The sequence below is a fragment of the Halalkalicoccus jeotgali B3 genome, from assembly GCF_000196895.1.
Taxonomy (GTDB): domain Archaea; phylum Halobacteriota; class Halobacteria; order Halobacteriales; family Halalkalicoccaceae; genus Halalkalicoccus; species Halalkalicoccus jeotgali.
The window spans coordinates 2,196,504-2,213,027 of record NC_014297.1; the positions used below are offsets into that span (position 1 = coordinate 2,196,504).

17 protein-coding genes are annotated in these 16,524 nt (G+C 66.9%); 12 read left to right on the forward strand and 5 right to left on the reverse strand.

Features of this window, described 5'->3' with window-relative positions; all coding sequences use genetic code 11:
* Positions 1–71: 71 nt before the first annotated feature.
* Positions 72–2,513, forward strand: a complete 2,442-nt coding sequence (gene gyrA, locus HACJB3_RS11505; RefSeq protein WP_008416624.1) for a DNA gyrase subunit A — start codon at positions 72–74, stop codon at positions 2,511–2,513.
* A 19-nt stretch (positions 2,514–2,532) separates the two neighbouring features.
* Here the strand turns inward: gyrA and HACJB3_RS11510 are convergent, their stop codons facing one another.
* A complete protein-coding gene (locus HACJB3_RS11510; protein ID WP_013199509.1) occupies positions 2,533–2,919 on the reverse strand; it encodes a DUF7344 domain-containing protein in 387 nt (128 codons plus the stop codon).
* Between the two features lie 164 nt (positions 2,920–3,083).
* Positions 3,084–3,338 (reverse strand): MTH865 family protein, encoded by a 255-nt coding sequence (locus HACJB3_RS11515; RefSeq protein ID WP_008416620.1) that lies wholly within the window; start codon positions 3,336–3,338, stop codon positions 3,084–3,086.
* A gap of 112 nt (positions 3,339–3,450) precedes the next feature.
* On the opposite strand from HACJB3_RS11515, the gene HACJB3_RS11520 reads away from it, so the two are divergent.
* From HACJB3_RS11520 to HACJB3_RS11540, 5 genes are all read left to right on the forward strand, one after another.
* Positions 3,451–4,515, forward strand: a complete 1,065-nt coding sequence (locus HACJB3_RS11520; RefSeq protein ID WP_008416619.1) for a polyprenyl synthetase family protein — start codon at positions 3,451–3,453, stop codon at positions 4,513–4,515.
* A gap of 67 nt (positions 4,516–4,582) precedes the next feature.
* Positions 4,583–5,446, forward strand: a complete 864-nt coding sequence (locus tag HACJB3_RS11525) for an alpha/beta fold hydrolase (protein WP_008416616.1) — start codon at positions 4,583–4,585, stop codon at positions 5,444–5,446.
* 28 nt (positions 5,447–5,474) lie between these two features.
* Entirely contained in the window at positions 5,475–6,533 is a 1,059-nt protein-coding gene (locus HACJB3_RS11530) for a M42 family metallopeptidase (RefSeq protein WP_008416615.1), read from the forward strand.
* Between the two features lie 51 nt (positions 6,534–6,584).
* Positions 6,585–7,370: a halocyanin domain-containing protein gene (locus HACJB3_RS11535; RefSeq protein WP_008416614.1), complete on the forward strand. Its 786-nt coding sequence runs from the start codon at positions 6,585–6,587 to the stop codon at positions 7,368–7,370.
* 76 nt (positions 7,371–7,446) lie between these two features.
* Complete coding sequence (locus HACJB3_RS11540; RefSeq protein ID WP_008416613.1) at positions 7,447–8,943, forward strand: TrkH family potassium uptake protein; 1,497 nt, start codon at positions 7,447–7,449, stop codon at positions 8,941–8,943.
* Here the strand turns inward: HACJB3_RS11540 and trkA are convergent.
* Entirely contained in the window at positions 8,938–10,275 is a 1,338-nt protein-coding gene (gene trkA / locus HACJB3_RS11545; RefSeq protein WP_008416612.1) for a Trk system potassium transporter TrkA, read from the reverse strand. The two genes, HACJB3_RS11540 and trkA, sit on opposite strands and share 6 nt — an antisense overlap.
* A 60-nt stretch (positions 10,276–10,335) precedes the next feature.
* Complete coding sequence (locus tag HACJB3_RS11550) at positions 10,336–10,866, reverse strand: type II toxin-antitoxin system RatA family toxin (protein ID WP_008416611.1); 531 nt, start codon at positions 10,864–10,866, stop codon at positions 10,336–10,338.
* Between the two features lie 107 nt (positions 10,867–10,973).
* On the opposite strand from HACJB3_RS11550, the gene HACJB3_RS11555 reads away from it, so the two are divergent.
* A complete protein-coding gene (locus tag HACJB3_RS11555) occupies positions 10,974–11,720 on the forward strand; it encodes an NAD(P)/FAD-dependent oxidoreductase (protein WP_008416610.1) in 747 nt (248 codons plus the stop codon).
* A gap of 2 nt (positions 11,721–11,722) precedes the next feature.
* Here HACJB3_RS11555 and HACJB3_RS11560 read toward each other — a convergent pair whose 3' ends face one another.
* Positions 11,723–12,880: a thermonuclease family protein gene (locus tag HACJB3_RS11560; protein WP_008416609.1), complete on the reverse strand. Its 1,158-nt coding sequence runs from the start codon at positions 12,878–12,880 to the stop codon at positions 11,723–11,725.
* Positions 12,881–13,008: 128 nt separating this feature from the next.
* Between HACJB3_RS11560 and coaBC the strand changes: the two genes are divergently transcribed.
* The 5 genes from coaBC (at position 13,009) to HACJB3_RS11585 (ending at position 16,464) form a co-directional block, all read left to right on the forward strand.
* Positions 13,009–14,220, forward strand: a complete 1,212-nt coding sequence (coaBC, locus tag HACJB3_RS11565; protein WP_008416608.1) for a bifunctional phosphopantothenoylcysteine decarboxylase/phosphopantothenate--cysteine ligase CoaBC — start codon at positions 13,009–13,011, stop codon at positions 14,218–14,220.
* Between the two features lie 90 nt (positions 14,221–14,310).
* Entirely contained in the window at positions 14,311–15,342 is a 1,032-nt protein-coding gene (locus HACJB3_RS11570) for a monovalent cation/H+ antiporter subunit E (RefSeq protein ID WP_008416607.1), read from the forward strand.
* Complete coding sequence (locus tag HACJB3_RS11575; RefSeq protein ID WP_008416605.1) at positions 15,339–15,614, forward strand: cation:proton antiporter; 276 nt, start codon at positions 15,339–15,341, stop codon at positions 15,612–15,614. The genes HACJB3_RS11570 and HACJB3_RS11575 overlap by 4 nt, the downstream gene beginning before the upstream one ends.
* On the forward strand, positions 15,611–15,925 hold the full coding sequence (mnhG, locus tag HACJB3_RS11580; RefSeq protein WP_008416604.1) for a monovalent cation/H(+) antiporter subunit G: 315 nt from the start codon (positions 15,611–15,613) through the stop codon (positions 15,923–15,925). Before HACJB3_RS11575 ends, mnhG begins: the two co-directional genes overlap by 4 nt.
* Positions 15,922–16,464 carry a DUF4040 domain-containing protein gene (locus tag HACJB3_RS11585; protein ID WP_008416603.1) on the forward strand — a complete coding sequence of 181 codons (543 nt, stop codon included), beginning with the start codon at positions 15,922–15,924 and terminating at the stop codon, positions 16,462–16,464. The genes mnhG and HACJB3_RS11585 overlap by 4 nt, the downstream gene beginning before the upstream one ends.
* Positions 16,465–16,524: the final 60 nt, after the last annotated feature.

A 16,524-nucleotide genomic window follows, 5' to 3' on the forward strand; every position in this document is an offset into this window, starting at 1 on the left:
CGCGGCCGGTCACCGCAACCGCAGTACGAACGACACCCACAGCGACCACCACACCCTGAAACCCCCATACCATGAGTTCTGACGTCCCGAGCCCGAATATCGACGCCGCACGGATCGACACCGTCCGAATCGAGGACGAGATGGAACAGTCGTACATCGACTACGCGATGAGCGTCATCGCGGGCCGGGCACTGCCCGACGTCCGTGACGGCCTCAAGCCCGTCCACCGGCGCATCCTCTATGCGATGCACGAGATGGGCGTGAGCTCGCGGTCGGCCCACCGCAAGTCCTCCTCGGTCGTCGGGGAGACGATGGGGGATTATCACCCCCACGGCGACAGCGCGATCTACGACACGCTCGTCCGGATGTCCCAGGACTTCTCGATGCGTTACCCCCTCGTCGACGGGCAGGGCAACTTCGGTTCGGTCGACGGCGACCCCGCGGCGGCCATGCGCTACACCGAGGCCCGGATGAGCCCGATCTCCGAGGAGTTGCTGACCGACATCGAGAAGGAGACGGTCGACTTCACGGCCAACTACGACGACCGCCTCGAGGAGCCGGAGGTCCTGCCCGCGGCAATCCCGAACCTGCTCGTCAACGGTTCGTCGGGCATCGCCGTCGGGATGAGCACGAACGTCCCGCCGCACAATTTGCGAGAGGTGATCGACGCGACGATCCATCTGATCGACGATCCCGAGTGTTCGATTCCGGACCTGATGGAGCACGTCAAGGGACCGGACTTCCCGACGGGCGCGAACATCGTCGGCCGGGAGGCGATCCACTCGGCGTACACCACGGGTCGCGGGCGCCTTCGCGTGCGCGCCGAGTTCGAACGCGAGCAAGCGGACAAGCGCGAGCGGATCGTCATCACGGAACTGCCCTTCCAGCAGAACAAGTCGCGGCTGGTCGAGCGCATCGCCGAGAACGTCAACGAGGGCAAGATAGAGGGGATCAGCGACCTGCGCGACGAGTCGGACAGGGACGGGATCCGCATCGCGATCGACCTCAAGCGCGGCGCGAACGCCGACGTCGTCGAGAACCAGCTCCTAGAGCACCATCTCGAACGGACCTTCGGCGTGATCAACCTCGCGCTGGTCGACGGCCAACCGCAGGTACTCGACCTGAAGGAGACGCTCGAACACTACGTCGAGCACCGAAAGGACGTCGTACGCCGGCGCAGCGAGTACGACCTGGGCGAGGCCGAGGACCGCGCGCACATCCTCGAAGGGCGCCTGAAGGCGCTCGACAACGTCGACAGCGTCGTCGAGCTCATCCGCGGGGCCGAGGACCGAAACGGCGCGAAGGAGGCACTCAGCGACGAGTTCGACTTCTCGGAGGCCCAGGCCGAACACATCGTTCGGATGCAACTGGGTAGTCTCACCTCGCTCGAACGCAATGAGATCGATGAGGAGTACGACGCGCTCGTCGAAGAGATCGAGCGCCTCGAAACCATCCTCGCGAACGAGTCGGAGCTTCTCGGCGTCATCAAGGAGGAACTCCGGGAAATCCGCGAGGAGTACGGCGACGACCGGCGCACCAGCATCATCGAGGGCGGCGACACCGTGCTTCACGAGGACCTCATCCCCGAGGAGGACTCCCTGATCCTCGTCACCGAGGACGACTACGTCAAACGGATGCCCGTCTCGGCGTTCGACCCTCAGGGTCGCGGTGGCAAGGGCATCATCGGCGCGAACCTCAAGGAGGGCGATCGCGTCTCGAAGGTGTTCCGCGCGAACACCCACGACTACCTGCTTTGCTTTACGAACCACGGCAAGGCCTACCAGATCCGCGGGTTCGACGTTCCCGAGATGAGTCGCACCGCCAGAGGGAAGTCAGCGGTCAACATCCTCGATCTGGATCCCGACGAGGAGCTGACGGCGGTCGTCAACACCGACGACTTCGACGACGAGGAGTTCCTGACGATGGTCACGGAGAACGGCTACGTCAAGCGCACGGAGGCAAGTGCCTTCGAGCGCGTGCGCTCGTCGGGGCTGATCGCCGCCTCGCTCGAAGAGGGTGATCGACTCGTCGACGTCACCGTCACGGACGGTTCGGCGGACCTCCTGATCGCTACGCGAAACGGGATGGCGATCCGTTTTCCCGAGAGCGAGGCCCGCGCGATGGGGCGCACAGCCAGAGGAGTCAACGGGATCAAGCTTCAGGGTGGCGACTCGGTGGTCGGCCTCGTTACGGCCGACGAGAGCCGAAGCTTGTTGACGATCACCGAGAACGGCTACGGGAAACGCACGCCGTTCAGCGAGTATCGCACCCAGTCGCGCTACGGGAAAGGGCTGATCGACATCAAGACCGGAAACCGCAACGGGCCGGTGGCCGCAGTCGAATCCGTAAGCGAGGACGACGACCTCGTGGTGATGAGCGACGACGCCCAGATCATGCGGATCCACGCGGCCGACGTCTCACGGGTCGGACGAAACACCAAGGGCGTGATCGTCATGCGCCTCGCAGGCGACGATCGGGTCGCAAGCGTCGACGTGATCCCCGAAGTTCTCTGAGACCGATCCCGGAGCGATGCTACGAAGCGTGGAGTTTCTCGACCGCTTCGAGGCTGGCCGCGACAACGTCGAGTCGGGGGCCAGGAGCGACCGTCCCGGTTTCGCGGTCGAACTCGACGACGCCGGTGTCGACGAGTTTTGGGAGATGCGAGTGATACAGCGCGATGCGTGTCGGTTCGCGGTCGGTCTCCTCGAGTGCGGCCGGCTCGAGCCCGGTTCGCATCGCCGTCACGCTCGTAACGAGCGTCTCGAAGGGGAGCGTACCCGTTTCCCGATCGAGACGGACGACCACCTGCCGGCGGTACTCGGTCGCGAGTATGTCGAACACCCGATCGAGGGGCGCAGAGGCGGGGTGCTGATCGGGGTTCGGACCGTCTGCGTCGAGGGGGGCGCTTCGCTCCGACATTCCGTTTTGACCCACGGGTTCACCATGGGTAAGTACCGTACCATATCATTATGGTATTCCTAGAAAACGACGTTGGCGGATCCGTTTCGAGACATTTGGATCGGAAAACACGAGGAATGGGGTCAGGTCGGACGCCGACTCGTGTGGAGGCGACCGTCCTCGATTTATATCATGTCTTCCTTTTCGAGGCCGACCATAACGTCGTCGACGAGCGAATCGGCGTCCTCGTAGGGGAACTCCTGGTGGCCCGACAGACGGGTGGCCATCTCCATGGCGGTGAAGCTCGTCTCGCCGGCCTCGAACTTCGTTGCGGGACCGTTGGGGAGCGCGGGGACGAGGTCCATCTGGTTTTTCACGGGGTAATCCGCGCCCTCGAAGGCGTCGTGGAGCTGCGTGCGGAGTTCGTCTCTGTCTGCCATAGCGGGTATCTGCTCGCCCGGGCGATAAAAACGTTCTGGAACAATTATACATGCCGTGGGGGTTTCGACGGCAAACTGAACCTTTTTGAGCGCGCCGGGCGACCCCCGCGGTATGCGGGACGTCCTCACCGAGTGGCGGCCGGTCGTCGACGACGCCATCGAGACGCTGCTCCCTCGCGACATCGACGAGGCCTACCTCGTCGAGTGGTTCGGGCCGGCGAGCCACCGCTACGACCCGGATGCGATCCAGCGCGCGCTGTCGGACCCGATCTGGGACCTGCTCGATCGCGGCGGCAAGCGCTGGCGGGCGGTCGTCTGTCTGCTCTTGCTCGACGGGTTCGGGGCCGACCCACGCGCGTACCTGCCCTACGCCTGCATCCCGGAGGTGCTTCACAACGGAACGATCATCGTCGACGACGTCGAGGACGGGGCCGAGATCCGACGGGGCGAACCCGCCCTCCACCACCGCTTCGGTCCCGACATCGCACTCAACGCCGGCAATGCGATGTACTTCCTGCCCCTGAAAGTGATCGGCAAGAACCCCGCGGACCTCGATCCCGAGACTCAACTGGCGACCTACGAAATGCTCATGGACGAACTCAACCGCACGCATCTGGGTCAGGGGATGGACATCTACTGGCACCGCAACCGCGACGCGACGGTCGCGGAGGCGGAGTACCTCGAAATGTGTGCGTGTAAGACCGGCTGTCTCGGACGGATCGTCGCCCGATTGGCCGCCATCATCACCGACCAGCCCCCCGAAGTCGAGCGCGAGGTCGCCGCCTACGCCGAGGACATGTCCATCGCGTTCCAGATCGGCGACGACATCCTCGACGTCGAGAGCACCATCGAGGGTACCACCGAGTTCGGCAAGGCCTTTGGCAACGACATCCGCGAGGGAAAGCGCACACTGATGGTCATCCACGCCCTCTCGGCGGCCGACCCGGTAGCGGCCGATCGACTGTCGTCGATCCTCCACAAGCCCGAGAACACCCGCGAGGAGATCACCGAGGCCATCGGGATCCTCCAGTCGACCGACAGCATCGAGTACGCCCGCGAGTGCGCACTGTCCTTTTCCCAGAGCGCCCGCGAGCACCTCCGGGATGTGCCCCTCGACGAAGAGCGGGCCGACCAACTCGCCTCCTTTACCGAGTTCGTCATCGAGCGGGACGTCTGACTCGGTCGGGGCCGCTCGACTCGACCCCGTAGGGAGGGTTATGTCCGTCGGAAGCGTAGGACACCGGATGGCGACCGTGCGGACCGGCGATATCGAAACGTACTACGAACGACGCGGTGCCGGGCGTCCCGTGGTCTTCGTCCACGGCGCGATCCTCGATTACACCCAGTGGACGGCACAGATGGAGGCGCTTTGCGAGGACTACGACGTGATCGCCTACGACGTCCGCGGGCACGGTCGGACCGGCGGGTCGGACCGGGAACGCTACTCGGTCGACCTGTTCGCCGAGGACCTCGCCGCGCTCGTCGAGGCGCTCGATCTCGATCGCCCCGTCGTCTGCGGGCTTTCGATGGGTGGGTGTATCGCGCAGGTCTACGCCGCGCGCCATCCCGAGCGCGTGGGCGGGCTCGTGTTGGCCGATACGTTCACCCCGAAACTACTCACCCGCGGGGAGTGGATCCAGCGTTCGCTGATGTTGCGCGCGACCGTCCCGCCGGTTCGTCTCGTCGGCTACGAGCGTGTCGAGCGGGCGCTGGTGTGGCTTCACGAACGCCTCTCGAGGGGCGCGAGCGGCGACTACGGGGAGATCGAGCGCATCCGCTCGGCGGGTCCCCGAATGACGACCGGCGAGTTCGCGAAGGTGATCCGGGCGGTCGCGCGGTTCCACGAGACCCGACTGGACCTCGATTCGATCACGGCGCCGACCCTCGTGATCTACGGCGAGAACGAACCGCCGTTCGTACGCCGGCACGTCCCGAGGCTAGAAGCGACGCTCCCGGACGCCACCGTTCGGGAGGTCCCCGGCGCGGGCCACGCCTCGAACCTCGACGATCCCGCGTTTTTCACCCGGGTGGTTCGGGAGTTTCTGGCCCGGATCGATGCCTGCGAGGCGAACAGCGATCCCGACGGGACCGAGGGCGTCTCGCCGTGATTTATACGTATCGCGTCGTGGGGGAGGTATGGCAGTCGAACCCGACTTCGAGTACGACCTACTCGAGCGCCTGACCGAGGCCCGCGGCGTTCCGGGCTACGAGGACCGCGTACGGGCGATCGTCCGCGAGGAACTCACCCCGCACGTCGAGGATCTGCACACCGACGCGATGGGCAACGTGATCGGGACCGTCGAGGGCGAGTCGGCGTACTCGGTGGTCGTCGCCGCGCACATGGACGAGATCGGCTTCATGGTCACGCACGTCGACGAGAACGGCTTTCTCGCCGTCGACCCGCTCGGCGGGTTCGATCCCCGAGTCCTGAAAGCCCAGCGGGCGACCGTTCACACGCGCGGCGGGGACCTGCCGGGCGTCATCGGGTCGGCCCCACCCCACACGCTGGACGAGGCCGACCGCGAGAAGACACCGAAGGTCGAGGACGTGCGCATCGATCTCGGTCTCGACGCGGAGACGGTCGAGGAGCGCGTCTCGCCGGGTGACCTCGTGACGCTGGATCAAGGGACGGAAATCGTCGGCGAACACGTCACGGGGAAGGCGGTCGATAACCGGGTGAGCGTACTGGCGCTGATCGAGGCCGCCCGGCGACTCGACTCGCCAGCAGTGACGGTTCATTTCGCCGCGACGGTCCAAGAGGAGGTCGGACTCCGGGGAGCGAACGCGCTGGGGGTCGACCTCGATCCGGATCTGGCGATCGCGCTGGATACGACCGTCGCAAACGACGTTCCGGGCTTCGAGGAGCGCGAGTACGTCACCCGGTGTGGAGAGGGCGTCGCGATCAAGCTGAAGGACTCGAGCGTGATCACCAGCCCGAAGGTCCACCGACGCCTCGCGGCGGTCGCCGAGACGGAGGGCATCAGCCACCAGTTCGAGGTCCTGCCGGCGGGTGGGACCGACACGGCGGGCTTTCAGACCGCGGCGGGGGCCAAACCCGTCGGCGCGCTCTCGATTCCGACCCGGTATCTCCACACCGTCACCGAGAGCGCTCATCTCAGGGACGTCGGGGCGACGATCGACCTTCTGAGCGCCTTCCTCGACGGCGAGACCGGCGAGGGTGACTACCGTCTCTGAGCGAGGGCGAAAACCAACATATTCAGTACGGCCCGTTCCCAACCCCCGCGTATGACCGAGGACCGAGACCGGAACCGGGACCTCTCGCGGCGACTGTTCATGCGCGAGACGGTGATCGGCGGGACGGCGGCCGTCGCGGCGAGCACCAGCGCGGCCGCACAACAGGAAGGAGGCAACGAGAGTGGCGGGAACCAAAGCGAGGGCAACGAGAGCGGTGGAAACGAAAGCGGGGGCGGGAACGAAAGCGGTGGGGGCAACGAGAGCGAAGGTGGAAACGAGAGCGGGGGTGGCGGCGGTGGCGATCAGGTGCCCGCTTGGTCGAGTTTCGTGACGGACGCGAACAACTACGACGGTACCGACGACCAGCGCGGGTCGTCCGAGGTTACCGTCCAAGTCGGTGCGGGCGACGGACTGGCGTTCGGGCCGCCGGCGGTCTGGGTCGACACCGGCACGACCGTGATCTGGGAGTGGACCGGCGAAGGGGGGAGCCACAACGTCAGCAACACCGGCGATCTGGGCTTCGAGAGCGAAACCAGCGGCGAAGCCGGGTTCACTTTCGAGTACACCTTCGAGGAGAGCGGCATCTTCGAGTACGAATGCGTTCCCCACACCTCCCAGGGGATGCACGGCGGTGTCGCGGTCGGCGAGGAGATCGAAACGACCGCGGCCGAAAGCGAGAGCGGCGGGGCGGGTGGCTCGGAATCCACGGGCGTTACGCTGCCCGGTCCGGCGAAGTCCGCGGGCGTCGCGCTGACGGTCGCGCTCGGTTCGACGCTGGGGCTCACCTACGTCTTCATGAAGTACGGCGGCGACTACGGCGAAGAGCGGATCGAGTGAGCAAACGAACCGCTTACACGAGCGGTTCGGCCAGTAACGGTGTGAACCGACGATCGGCCGCGGGTCGTGGTATCCGATGAGGATCAACGTCGACTGGCGCGTGAGCGCGACCCTCGTCGGCGTCGTTCTCAAGTGGCTGAGCGTGCCGCTCGCGTTCCCGCTTCTGGTCGCGGTCTACTACCGCGAGGCGCTCGCCCCGTTTCTCGTCGCGATGGCGATCTCGGTGCTCGCGGGCGAGGCGCTGGTCCGCGTGGGTCACGAGGCACGGCTGGGGCCCCGAGAGGCGTTTCTCATGGTCGCGGTGACGTGGTTCGTCGTCCCGCTCATCGGGGCGGTTCCGTTCGTCCTCGCAGGGGTAGGGTCGGTCGCCCACCCGATAAACGCCCTCTTCGAGTCGATGAGCGGCATCACGACGACCGGCGCGACGGTCCTGGTGGACTTCGAAATCCACGCGCGCTCGATCATGATGTGGCGGCAGGTCAGCCAATGGCTCGGCGGCCTGGGTATCCTCGTGCTCGCGACGGCGATCCTCTCACAGATCGGCGTCGGTGGGGCACAGCTCATGGAGTCGGAAACCCAGACCCGCGACGTCAACAAACTCGACCCGCGGATCGCCCGGACAGCACGGCTGCTCGGCGGGCTCTACATCGGGATGACGCTCTTGCTGGTGGCGATCCTCTATTCGCTCTCGCTTGCGGGGCTGGCCCCGAACATGGGGCTGTACAACGCGATCGCCCACCCGCTGACGACCGTTTCGACGGCGGGATTCTCGCCGGAGCCCGACAGCATCATGGCCTTCTCGCCGGCCGTTCAGTGGGTCATCACGCTGTTTATGATCATCGGGGCGACGAACTTCGTGCTCATCTACTTCGCCCTGCAGGGTGACTGGCGTCGACTCGTCGACAGCGAGGAGTTTCGCTTCTACATCGCGCTGCTCGCGCTGTTGGCGGCGATCACGGCCGTGTTGCTCGCCTTCGAGAGCGACTACGCGGGCGGTGTCGAGCGGACCGTCCGCCACGCCGTATTCAATACGGTTTCGATGCTGACGACGACCGGCTACGCGAACGTCGACTTCGATCGCTGGGAGGCGGGCGCGAAACACGTCATGTTCGTCTGTATGTTCATCGGCGGGATGGCCGGCTCGACCACCTGCTCGATCAAGACGCTGCGCTGGCTGGTCGTCCTCAAGGGGTTTCGCCGCGATCTGTTCACCTCGATCCACCCCGAGGCGATCCGTCCCGTCCGGTTGAGCGACGAGGTGATCGACGAGGAGACCGTCAGGGACATCTACGCCTTCGCCCTCGTGAACCTCCTGTTGTTCTCGGCGGCGACGATCCTCGTCGTCGTCGACGGCGCCCGGGTCGGCCTCCCGTTGAACGAGTTCGAGGCGATGGGCGCGGCCGCGGCGACCTTCCTCAACATCGGTCCTGCGTTCGGGATCGCCGGCCCCTTCGGAACCTACGAGGCGTTTCCGGCGACGACGAAACTGGCGATGATCCTCCTGATGTGGATCGGGCGTATCGAGGTGATCCCGGTGTTGGTCCTGCTTACGAAGGCCTTCTGGACCTCATAGCACGGCGGCGGCGGCGTCGACGACATCCGTGCGCGCGAAGACGACGACGTGATCCCCGACCTCGATGCGGGTGTCGCCTCGGGGGATGAGACACTCCCCCTCGCGGGTGATCGCGCCGATCACGACCGCATCGGGGAGCTCGGCCATCGACTCCTGGAGGGTCCGACCCGCGAGTATGCTCTCGCGGTTGATCTCGACCTCAAGGACTTCCGCCCGGTCGTTGTGGATCAACGCGATGTTCTCGGCGCGGCCCTCGTGAGTGAAACGGGTGATCTCCTCGGCGGTGATCTCGCGGGGGTTGATCGCCGCGTCGACGCCGACCGCCTCGAAGATGTCGACGTAGTCGCCGTGTTCGACGACCGCCACCGCACGCGAGGTGCCCAGTTGCTTCGCCAGAAGCGAGATGAGCAGGTTCGACTCGTCGTGGGTCAGCGCGCTTATGACCACGTCGGCCTCGTCGATGTGCTCCCGGGTGAGAAACTCCATGTCGGTCGCGTCGCTCTCCATCACGACGGTGTTTGGCAGCCGTTCGGCGAGGTCGCGCGCCCGGTCGTGGTCGGCCTCGATGAGCCGGGGCGAGAGACCCTGGTCCTCGAGCAGTCGGGCGACCTGAAAGCCGATCTCGCTGCCACCGACGATGACGATCTCCTCGGCGGATCCCGGGGTCTGCTCGGGCGAGAGTTCGGCTCCAAAGAGCTGGACGCTCTCGGGGCTGCCGATCACGACGACGTAGTCGCCGGCCTGAAGCACCGTCTCCCCGCGGGTGATCTCGACGGTCTCGCCGCGCAACAGACCCACGAAGGTGAGCGAGTCGAAGCGATCCGCCTCCGCGACGGTCTGGCCGGTCACGGAACTGTCCTCGGGAATCTCGAACTCGGCCATCTGGATCGACCCGCCAGCGAAGGGGTCGGCGTCGCGCGCGGCGGGCAGGCCGACGATGGTGACGATCGCCTGGGCCGACAGCAGGTCCGTACAGACCATGAAGTCCACGCCGAAGGCCCGGTTCGAGCGGTGCCACGTATCCAACAGGTCGGGTTTCTTCACCCGGGCGATGGTGAAGACCTCGCCCCCGATCTTCGCGGCGTTGCAGGCGACGATGTTCGTCTCGTCGTTGTCGGTACTCGCGATGAGCATATCCGCCCGGTCGATCCCCGCCTCCTCGAGGGTCGGCATCGAGGTGCCGTCGCCCTGAATGGCCAGCACGTCGATCGAGTAGGTCAGGTCGTCGACGCGGTCGCCGTCGATGTCGACGACGACGACCTCGTGGTCGTCCGCGAGGCCGGCCGCGATCGAGGAGCCGACCTCGCCGGCACCGATGATGATTACGCGCACGAGATCACCGCTACTGTCATTGCTCGCCGGTTTGGGGCCGGCAGGTATGGGTATTTCCCTTCAGACGGAGTCGGGCGTCCGGTGGACCTCCAGATCCACCTCGCGGGGTTCGCCCTCGAGGTCGGCGACGATCCGCTCGACGATGCGTTCGGCCTCCTCCTCGATCTTGGGCTTGACCTTCTCGATCACCCACCCAAGCGAGACGAACGTCGGGAGATCGAGCGCGCTCGAACTGGCCGAATCCGGGTCGAACCCGACGTGGAGGTAGACCCGCGAGGCGGTCCCCTCGCCGTCCGGGGCCTCCTCGGGGACCTCCTCGACACGCCAGTGCCCGCGGGCGTGGATGTCCTTGACCAGTCGCCAGTCGATCCGTTGGGGCGGGTTCACCTCCGTGACCTCCGAGCGCGCAGTGTAGGAGAGTTTCCACCACTCCAGTTGGAGATCGTACTCGGTGCCGGGCGAGCCGTCGCCGTGCTGGCGGACCTCGGTGAGGTACTTCGAGTAGTTCGCGTACCGGGGAAAATCGATGAGGAACTCGTAGACCTCCGCTGGCGGCAGATAGACGACCGTGCTCAGTTCGACTTCGTCCACACCCCCTGTTGGGATGATCCCGCCCTAAGTGTTCGGCTTCTCGGATCGGTGACCGACCCCTCCGGAACGATGGACACCCTTACGAGCAAACGCCGTCGAGTGCGGGCATGGAGACAACCGGGCAGACGGACGCGGACGTACTGATCGTCGGCGGCGGGGTCGCCGGGCTCACGGCGGGGACCTTCACCGCGCGGGCGGGACTGGAGACGGTGGTCCTCACCGCGGGCGAGTCGATCCTGCGGCGCAACGCCCACCTGGAGAACTATCCCGGATTCCCCGCGGGCGTCGACTCGCGGCTGTTCGTCGACATGACGCGCACACAGGCCGAGCGCGCCGGCTGTGAGATCCACGAGAGGGAGGTCACGCAGGTCACGCACGCCGAGGACGGCGGGGGCTTCGAGGTCGCGACCGCCGGGGGCGCGCTCTTCGAAGCCGATCGGGTGATCGCCGCCTCGTGGTCGGATTCGAGCTACCTCGAAGCCCTCGACGTCGACCTCGATCGTCGCGGGAGCAAACAGTACGTCGAAACCGACGAGGGCCGCACCGCAGTCGAGGGCCTCTACGCCGCCGGCCGGATCGCCCGTCGGTACCACCAGGCCGTGATCGCGGCGGGCCACGGCGCGGAGGTCGCCCTGACGCTGATTCACGACTCCGAGGTGCATTTCTACAACGACTGGGTCGTCCCCGAGGGCTACTTCACCGACCGCGGCCGGGAGGTCCCGCCGGGCTGTGAGGAGATCGACGCGGAAGAACGCGAGCGCCGGGCGGAGGAGAGCCGCGAGACCATGCGCGAGTGGTTCGCCGAGCCCCATGACGGGGAGCCGACGCCCCATCCGAGCCTCGCCGAGGAGTGATCTCAGGGGAGCGTCTCACAGACCACGCCGTCGTTGTCGGCGTCGAGACGATGGGGATCGCTCGTGTCCTCGTCGTAGACTCCTTGGGCTTCCTCTTGGGTGTCGAAATCAGAACAGTCGAGGTCGCCGGTATCGCCAGTGGGCGGGCTCTCGGTCCCACCTCCGTCGTCCGCGGGCGGTTCCTCGGTGGATCCCTCGAAGCCCCACAGGCCGACACCCTCGCTCCGGGCCTCGGCTTCGGCGTTCTCGTACTCGGGTCGCTCGGAGAACTGCGAGTCGTACATCCGGGCCAGTCCCTCGTCGATCAGCGCGCGGTTGAACGACTCCCCGTCCATGTAGACGTAAACGAGGAGTCGGCCGTAAGAGCCACGCCGGTCGGCCTCGGGATCGATCGCGATGCGGAATTCCTCCCCGTCGAGTTCCTCGGTAGCGTACGCCGTCGCCCGGTCGCCCCAGTCGGCGAGCCAGTCCGCCCCGTCCGTGTTGTCGGGGATCCCCTCGAACTCCTCGGGATCGCTCTGACCGTAGGTTTCGGGGGTGTCGACTCCGAGCAGCCGGACGGTGTCGGTCTCGCCGTTCGGGAAGGTGACCTCCATCGTATCGCCGTCGATCACCCGATCGATCGTGACGGTCCACTCGGTGCCGTCGGCCGGCCCGCGTGCGGACGCCGACCCGTCGGTCTCGTCGGCGGTCCCGTCCTCGGAACTCACCGAGTCGGCGCTGTCGTCCTCGGCGTCGGCGTCCGAGGACCCGCCCGCCGAGTCAGTCGGCTCGTTCGACGGGTCGCTACCCGCATCGTCCTCCTCGGCCGACGCGTCTACCCCGTTCGAGTCGTTCCCGTCGCTGGTGCTGTCGCCGTCGTTCCCGTCGGATCCCTCAGACTCGCCGGACGTATCGGGGGGTGACTCGCCCGAATCCGAGGGCTCCGAATCGCCCGATTGGTCCGGCGAGTCAGTGCTCCCACCGGAGTCCGTTGTATCGTCGCTGGTCCCATCCTCGCCGCTCTCGACGTCGGTTTCCGGGGAATCGCCACCCTCGCTCTCGACCGGGTCGCCGTCGCCGGACCCGGGGTCGTCGGTTCCGACGCCGGCACAGCCGGCGAGCGCGACGAGGAAACAGAGGAGGGCGATGCCGCAGAGTCGACGCGAACGTCCGCTCATGCTCGTACCTCGTCGATCCATTATGTATGTGTTCGGACTGGTGCGGTTTGACTAGATGATTCGGCCGTCGAGGCGCGAGGGCTCCGGAGCGACTACGTTTAACCCCCCGGATCGAGAAGGGTGGGTAGATGCTCTCGGGAGTGAACGTCGCGCTCGGAATCACGGGGTCGATCGCCGCGGTCAAGACGGTCGAAATCGCCCACGAACTGCGCCGGCGCGGTGCGAACGTCAGGGGGGTGATGAGCCCGAGCGCGCGGGGGATCGTCCACCCCTGGAGCGTCGCGTTCGCCACCGACAACGAGGTCGTCACGGAGATCACGGGGCGGGTCGAACACGTCGACCTCTGTGGCCGGGAGGGGTGGGCCGACGTGCTGTTGATCGCGCCCGCGACGGCCAACACCGTCGGCAAGATCGCGAGCGCGATCGACGACACGCCCGTCACGACGTGTGCGACGACCGCGCTGGGCGCGGACCTGCCGGTCGTGATCGCCCCCGCGATGCACGAGCCGATGTACGACCACCCCGGCGTGCTCGAGGCCATCGAGCGCGTCGAGGGCTGGGGCGTCGGGTTCGTCTCCCCCCGTATCGAGGAGGGGAAAGCGAAGATCGCGACCGCCGACGCCATCGCGCTGGCGACCGCCCGCGCGGCGACACCCTCGGCGCTGTCGGGCGAGCGGATCGTCGTCACGGCGGGTGCGACCGCCGAGTCGATCGATCCGGTGCGGGTGTTGACCAACCGCTCGTCGGGCAAGACCGGGCGGGCGGTCGCGCGGGCCTGCTACGTCGCCGGCGCCGAGGTGACGCTGATCCACGCGCTCGTCGGTCCGCACCCGCTGACCGCGGGCGAGGAGGCGGATCCGGCGACCTACGCCGCGGTCGAACGCGTCGAGAGCAGCGCCGAACTCTCGGCGGCGGCTCTCGAAGCGGCCGCCGGGGCCGACGCGTACGTCTCGGTCGCGGCGATCAGCGACTACACCGTCGAACCCGAGGCCGAGAAGATCCGCTCGGGACAGGACCTCTCGCTCGACCTGCTGCCGAGCCCGAAGGTGGTCGATGCCGTCCGGGAGGAACACCCCGACTTGCCGATCGTCGGGTTCAAGACCGAGACGAGCGGCGACGACGGGGCGATGGTCGAGGCCGCCCGCGCGATCGCCGACCGGGTGGGGATGAGTTTCGTCGTCGCAAACGACGCGAGCGTGATGGGCGAAGAGGAGACCCGCACCCTGTTCGTCGACGGGGACGTCACGGAGCGCCGGGGGTCGAAAGCGGAGATCGGCGCGGCGGTCGCGGCGGAACTCGGGGTCCGCATCGCGGACGGGGTCGCCCGGGGCGAAGAATAACGAAATCGTTTTCCTATGAGTCGCGTTTGATTCCAGTAGTATGGGCCCCAGCTATGAGTAGGGACAACTCACCACCGGGAGGGGTCGTTCGTGGCGACTGAACGGGTCCTCGTGCCGGTCGAGCGGTCCGTGACGCTCAGACGGACCGTCGGCTACGCTACCGAGTCCGCCCGCGCGGCCGAGGGGAGCGTCGAGATCCACTTCGTCGCCGCGGTGACCGACGACGAGCGGACGCCGGGTGGGCGCGAGTCGGTCGAGGCGGCCCAGTCGCTGCTGGATCGCGTTCGCGCCTGGGCCGACGAGGACCTCGGGGAGGGTTCGGTGACCGTCGAGACGGCCGTCGTCGGGGCCGATCGCTACCTGTTCGGCCCGCGCGATTACGCCGATTGCCTCGCCGAGTACGCCCGGGAAAACGACATCGACCGCGTGCTGATCGACCCGGAGTACCGCCCCGGAGCCAGCGCGCCGATGCTTCGGCCCATCGAACACCGCCTCGCCGAACGCGGCATCGAGTTCAAGGAGGCCCCCGTCGAGCCCAAGACGCGCCGGGGACGGCTCGTCACGGCCGGCGGCGCGAGCCGGTTTTTCACGCTGTTCGCGGTGGCGTTCGGGTTCTATCTCGTCCTCGGGGACCCGACCTACTGGTTCGACCTCGCGACGGGGGCGGTCGCGGGGCTGATCGTCGCGGTCACCCTCGATCACGTGACGTTCTCGTCCCCGCCGTCGATCCGCCGGACGCCGGTTCGGGTGGCGCGATTCCTCGTCTACGTCCCGTATCTCCTCTTCGAGATCGTCAAGGCCAACGTCGCCGTCTCGCTGGTCATCCTGCGGCCGTCGATGCCGATCCAGCCCCAGATGACCCGCGTTCGGTCGGCCGTCCGGGACGGCCTCCCGCTGACGACGCTTGCAAACAGCATCACGCTCACGCCGGGGACGCTGACGGTTCGGGCGAACGACCGGAACCTCCTCGTCCACACGCTGATCACGGACGCCCGCGAGGACCTCTTCGACGGCGGGCTCGAACGCGCGGTGCGGTTCGTCTTCTACGGGCGAAACGCCGCCGGGATCGCCAGCCCCGAGGAGCGCGGCGACACCGAGATCCTCGGAGGTGAGGAGTCGTGAGCCTTCTTTCTGACGTCTTCATATGGGGAGCCGTCGCGTTCGTCGTGCTCGCGATCGCGATGCTCTATCGTGCGGTCAAGGGGCCGACGATGCAGGACCGGGTCCTCGCGGTCAACGTTCTGGGGACCAACACCGTGGTGATCCTCGCGTTGCTCGCGGTCGGGCTCGACGAGTCGTGGTTCCTCGACATCGCGCTGGTGTACGCGCTGCTCAACTTCCTGATGTCGATCGCCATCTCGAAGTTCACCGTCGAACGCGGGGGGATCATATGATCGAGACCCTTCGGGTGGCGCTGATCGTCGCGCTCGTCGTCGGCGGCGTCTTCTTCACGCTCGTCTCGACGGTGGGCGTGCTTCGCCTGCCGGACGTCTACGCGCGGGCCCACACCGCCTCCCAGACCGACACGTTGGGGGCCGGACTGGCGCTCGCGGGGGTCGCGCTCGGACTGGGCTGGCGCGCGGAGACGGTCTTTACCGTCCTGCTGTTGGTCTTCATCTTCATTACGAACCCGACGGCGGCCCACGCCATCGCGCGGGCGGCCTACGAGTCGGGGGTCGAACCCTGGCGGGAGGACGAGCCATGATCACGCCCATCGTTGCGACGCTGCTCGTGTTCGTGCTGGTGACGGCACTAGCGACGGCGCTGTTCCGGGACGTGCTCTCGGCGATCATCGTCTTTGCGGCCTACAGTCTGGGGATGGCGCTGGTCTACACCTACCTGCTCGCGCCCGACGTGGCGCTGACGGAGGCGGCCATCGGCGCGGGCGTGACGACGATCCTCCTGCTGTTGACGATCGCCAAAACGGTGCGCCCACCGACGGACGCGCTGTTCGAGTCGATCCACGTCCCCGGTGCGATCACGATGGGGGCGTTCGCGCTCGTTTTGGGGGCGGCGGTCCTGCCCGCGATGCCCGCGATCGGCGCCGAGAGCGCGCCCGTCTGGTCGAACCCCGAGGTGACCCAGTACTACCTCGAAAACACCTACGCCGAGACCGGCGTCCAGAACACCGTCGCGGCGGTGCTGGCCGCCTACCGGGGGTTCGACACCTTCGGTGAGGCGGTCGTCGTCTTCGGGGCCGCCGTTGCCGTGTTGCTCGTCCTCGATCGGGAGGTGTTCGCATGAACGAACTCACAAACGTCGTCCACACCTCGTTGGGCCTCGTTGGCGCTTGCGAGAGCGGCG

Excerpts from the sequence above, each read along its gene's own strand:
- gyrA (WP_008416624.1), top strand. The coding sequence starts at position 72 with ATGAGTTCTGACGTCCCGAGCCCGAATATCGACGCCGCACGGATCGAC.
- HACJB3_RS11510 (WP_013199509.1), bottom strand. The coding sequence starts at position 2,919 with ATGTCGGAGCGAAGCGCCCCCCTCGACGCAGACGGTCCGAACCCCGAT.
- HACJB3_RS11515 (WP_008416620.1), bottom strand. The coding sequence starts at position 3,338 with ATGGCAGACAGAGACGAACTCCGCACGCAGCTCCACGACGCCTTCGAG.
- HACJB3_RS11520 (WP_008416619.1), top strand. The coding sequence starts at position 3,451 with ATGCGGGACGTCCTCACCGAGTGGCGGCCGGTCGTCGACGACGCCATC.
- HACJB3_RS11525 (WP_008416616.1), top strand. The coding sequence starts at position 4,583 with ATGGCGACCGTGCGGACCGGCGATATCGAAACGTACTACGAACGACGC.
- HACJB3_RS11530 (WP_008416615.1), top strand. The coding sequence starts at position 5,475 with ATGGCAGTCGAACCCGACTTCGAGTACGACCTACTCGAGCGCCTGACC.
- HACJB3_RS11535 (WP_008416614.1), top strand. The coding sequence starts at position 6,585 with ATGACCGAGGACCGAGACCGGAACCGGGACCTCTCGCGGCGACTGTTC.
- HACJB3_RS11540 (WP_008416613.1), top strand. The coding sequence starts at position 7,447 with ATGAGGATCAACGTCGACTGGCGCGTGAGCGCGACCCTCGTCGGCGTC.
- HACJB3_RS11555 (WP_008416610.1), top strand. The coding sequence starts at position 10,974 with ATGGAGACAACCGGGCAGACGGACGCGGACGTACTGATCGTCGGCGGC.
- HACJB3_RS11560 (WP_008416609.1), bottom strand. The coding sequence starts at position 12,880 with ATGAGCGGACGTTCGCGTCGACTCTGCGGCATCGCCCTCCTCTGTTTC.
- coaBC (WP_008416608.1), top strand. The coding sequence starts at position 13,009 with ATGCTCTCGGGAGTGAACGTCGCGCTCGGAATCACGGGGTCGATCGCC.
- mnhG (WP_008416604.1), top strand. The coding sequence starts at position 15,611 with ATGATCGAGACCCTTCGGGTGGCGCTGATCGTCGCGCTCGTCGTCGGC.
- HACJB3_RS11585 (WP_008416603.1), top strand. The coding sequence starts at position 15,922 with ATGATCACGCCCATCGTTGCGACGCTGCTCGTGTTCGTGCTGGTGACG.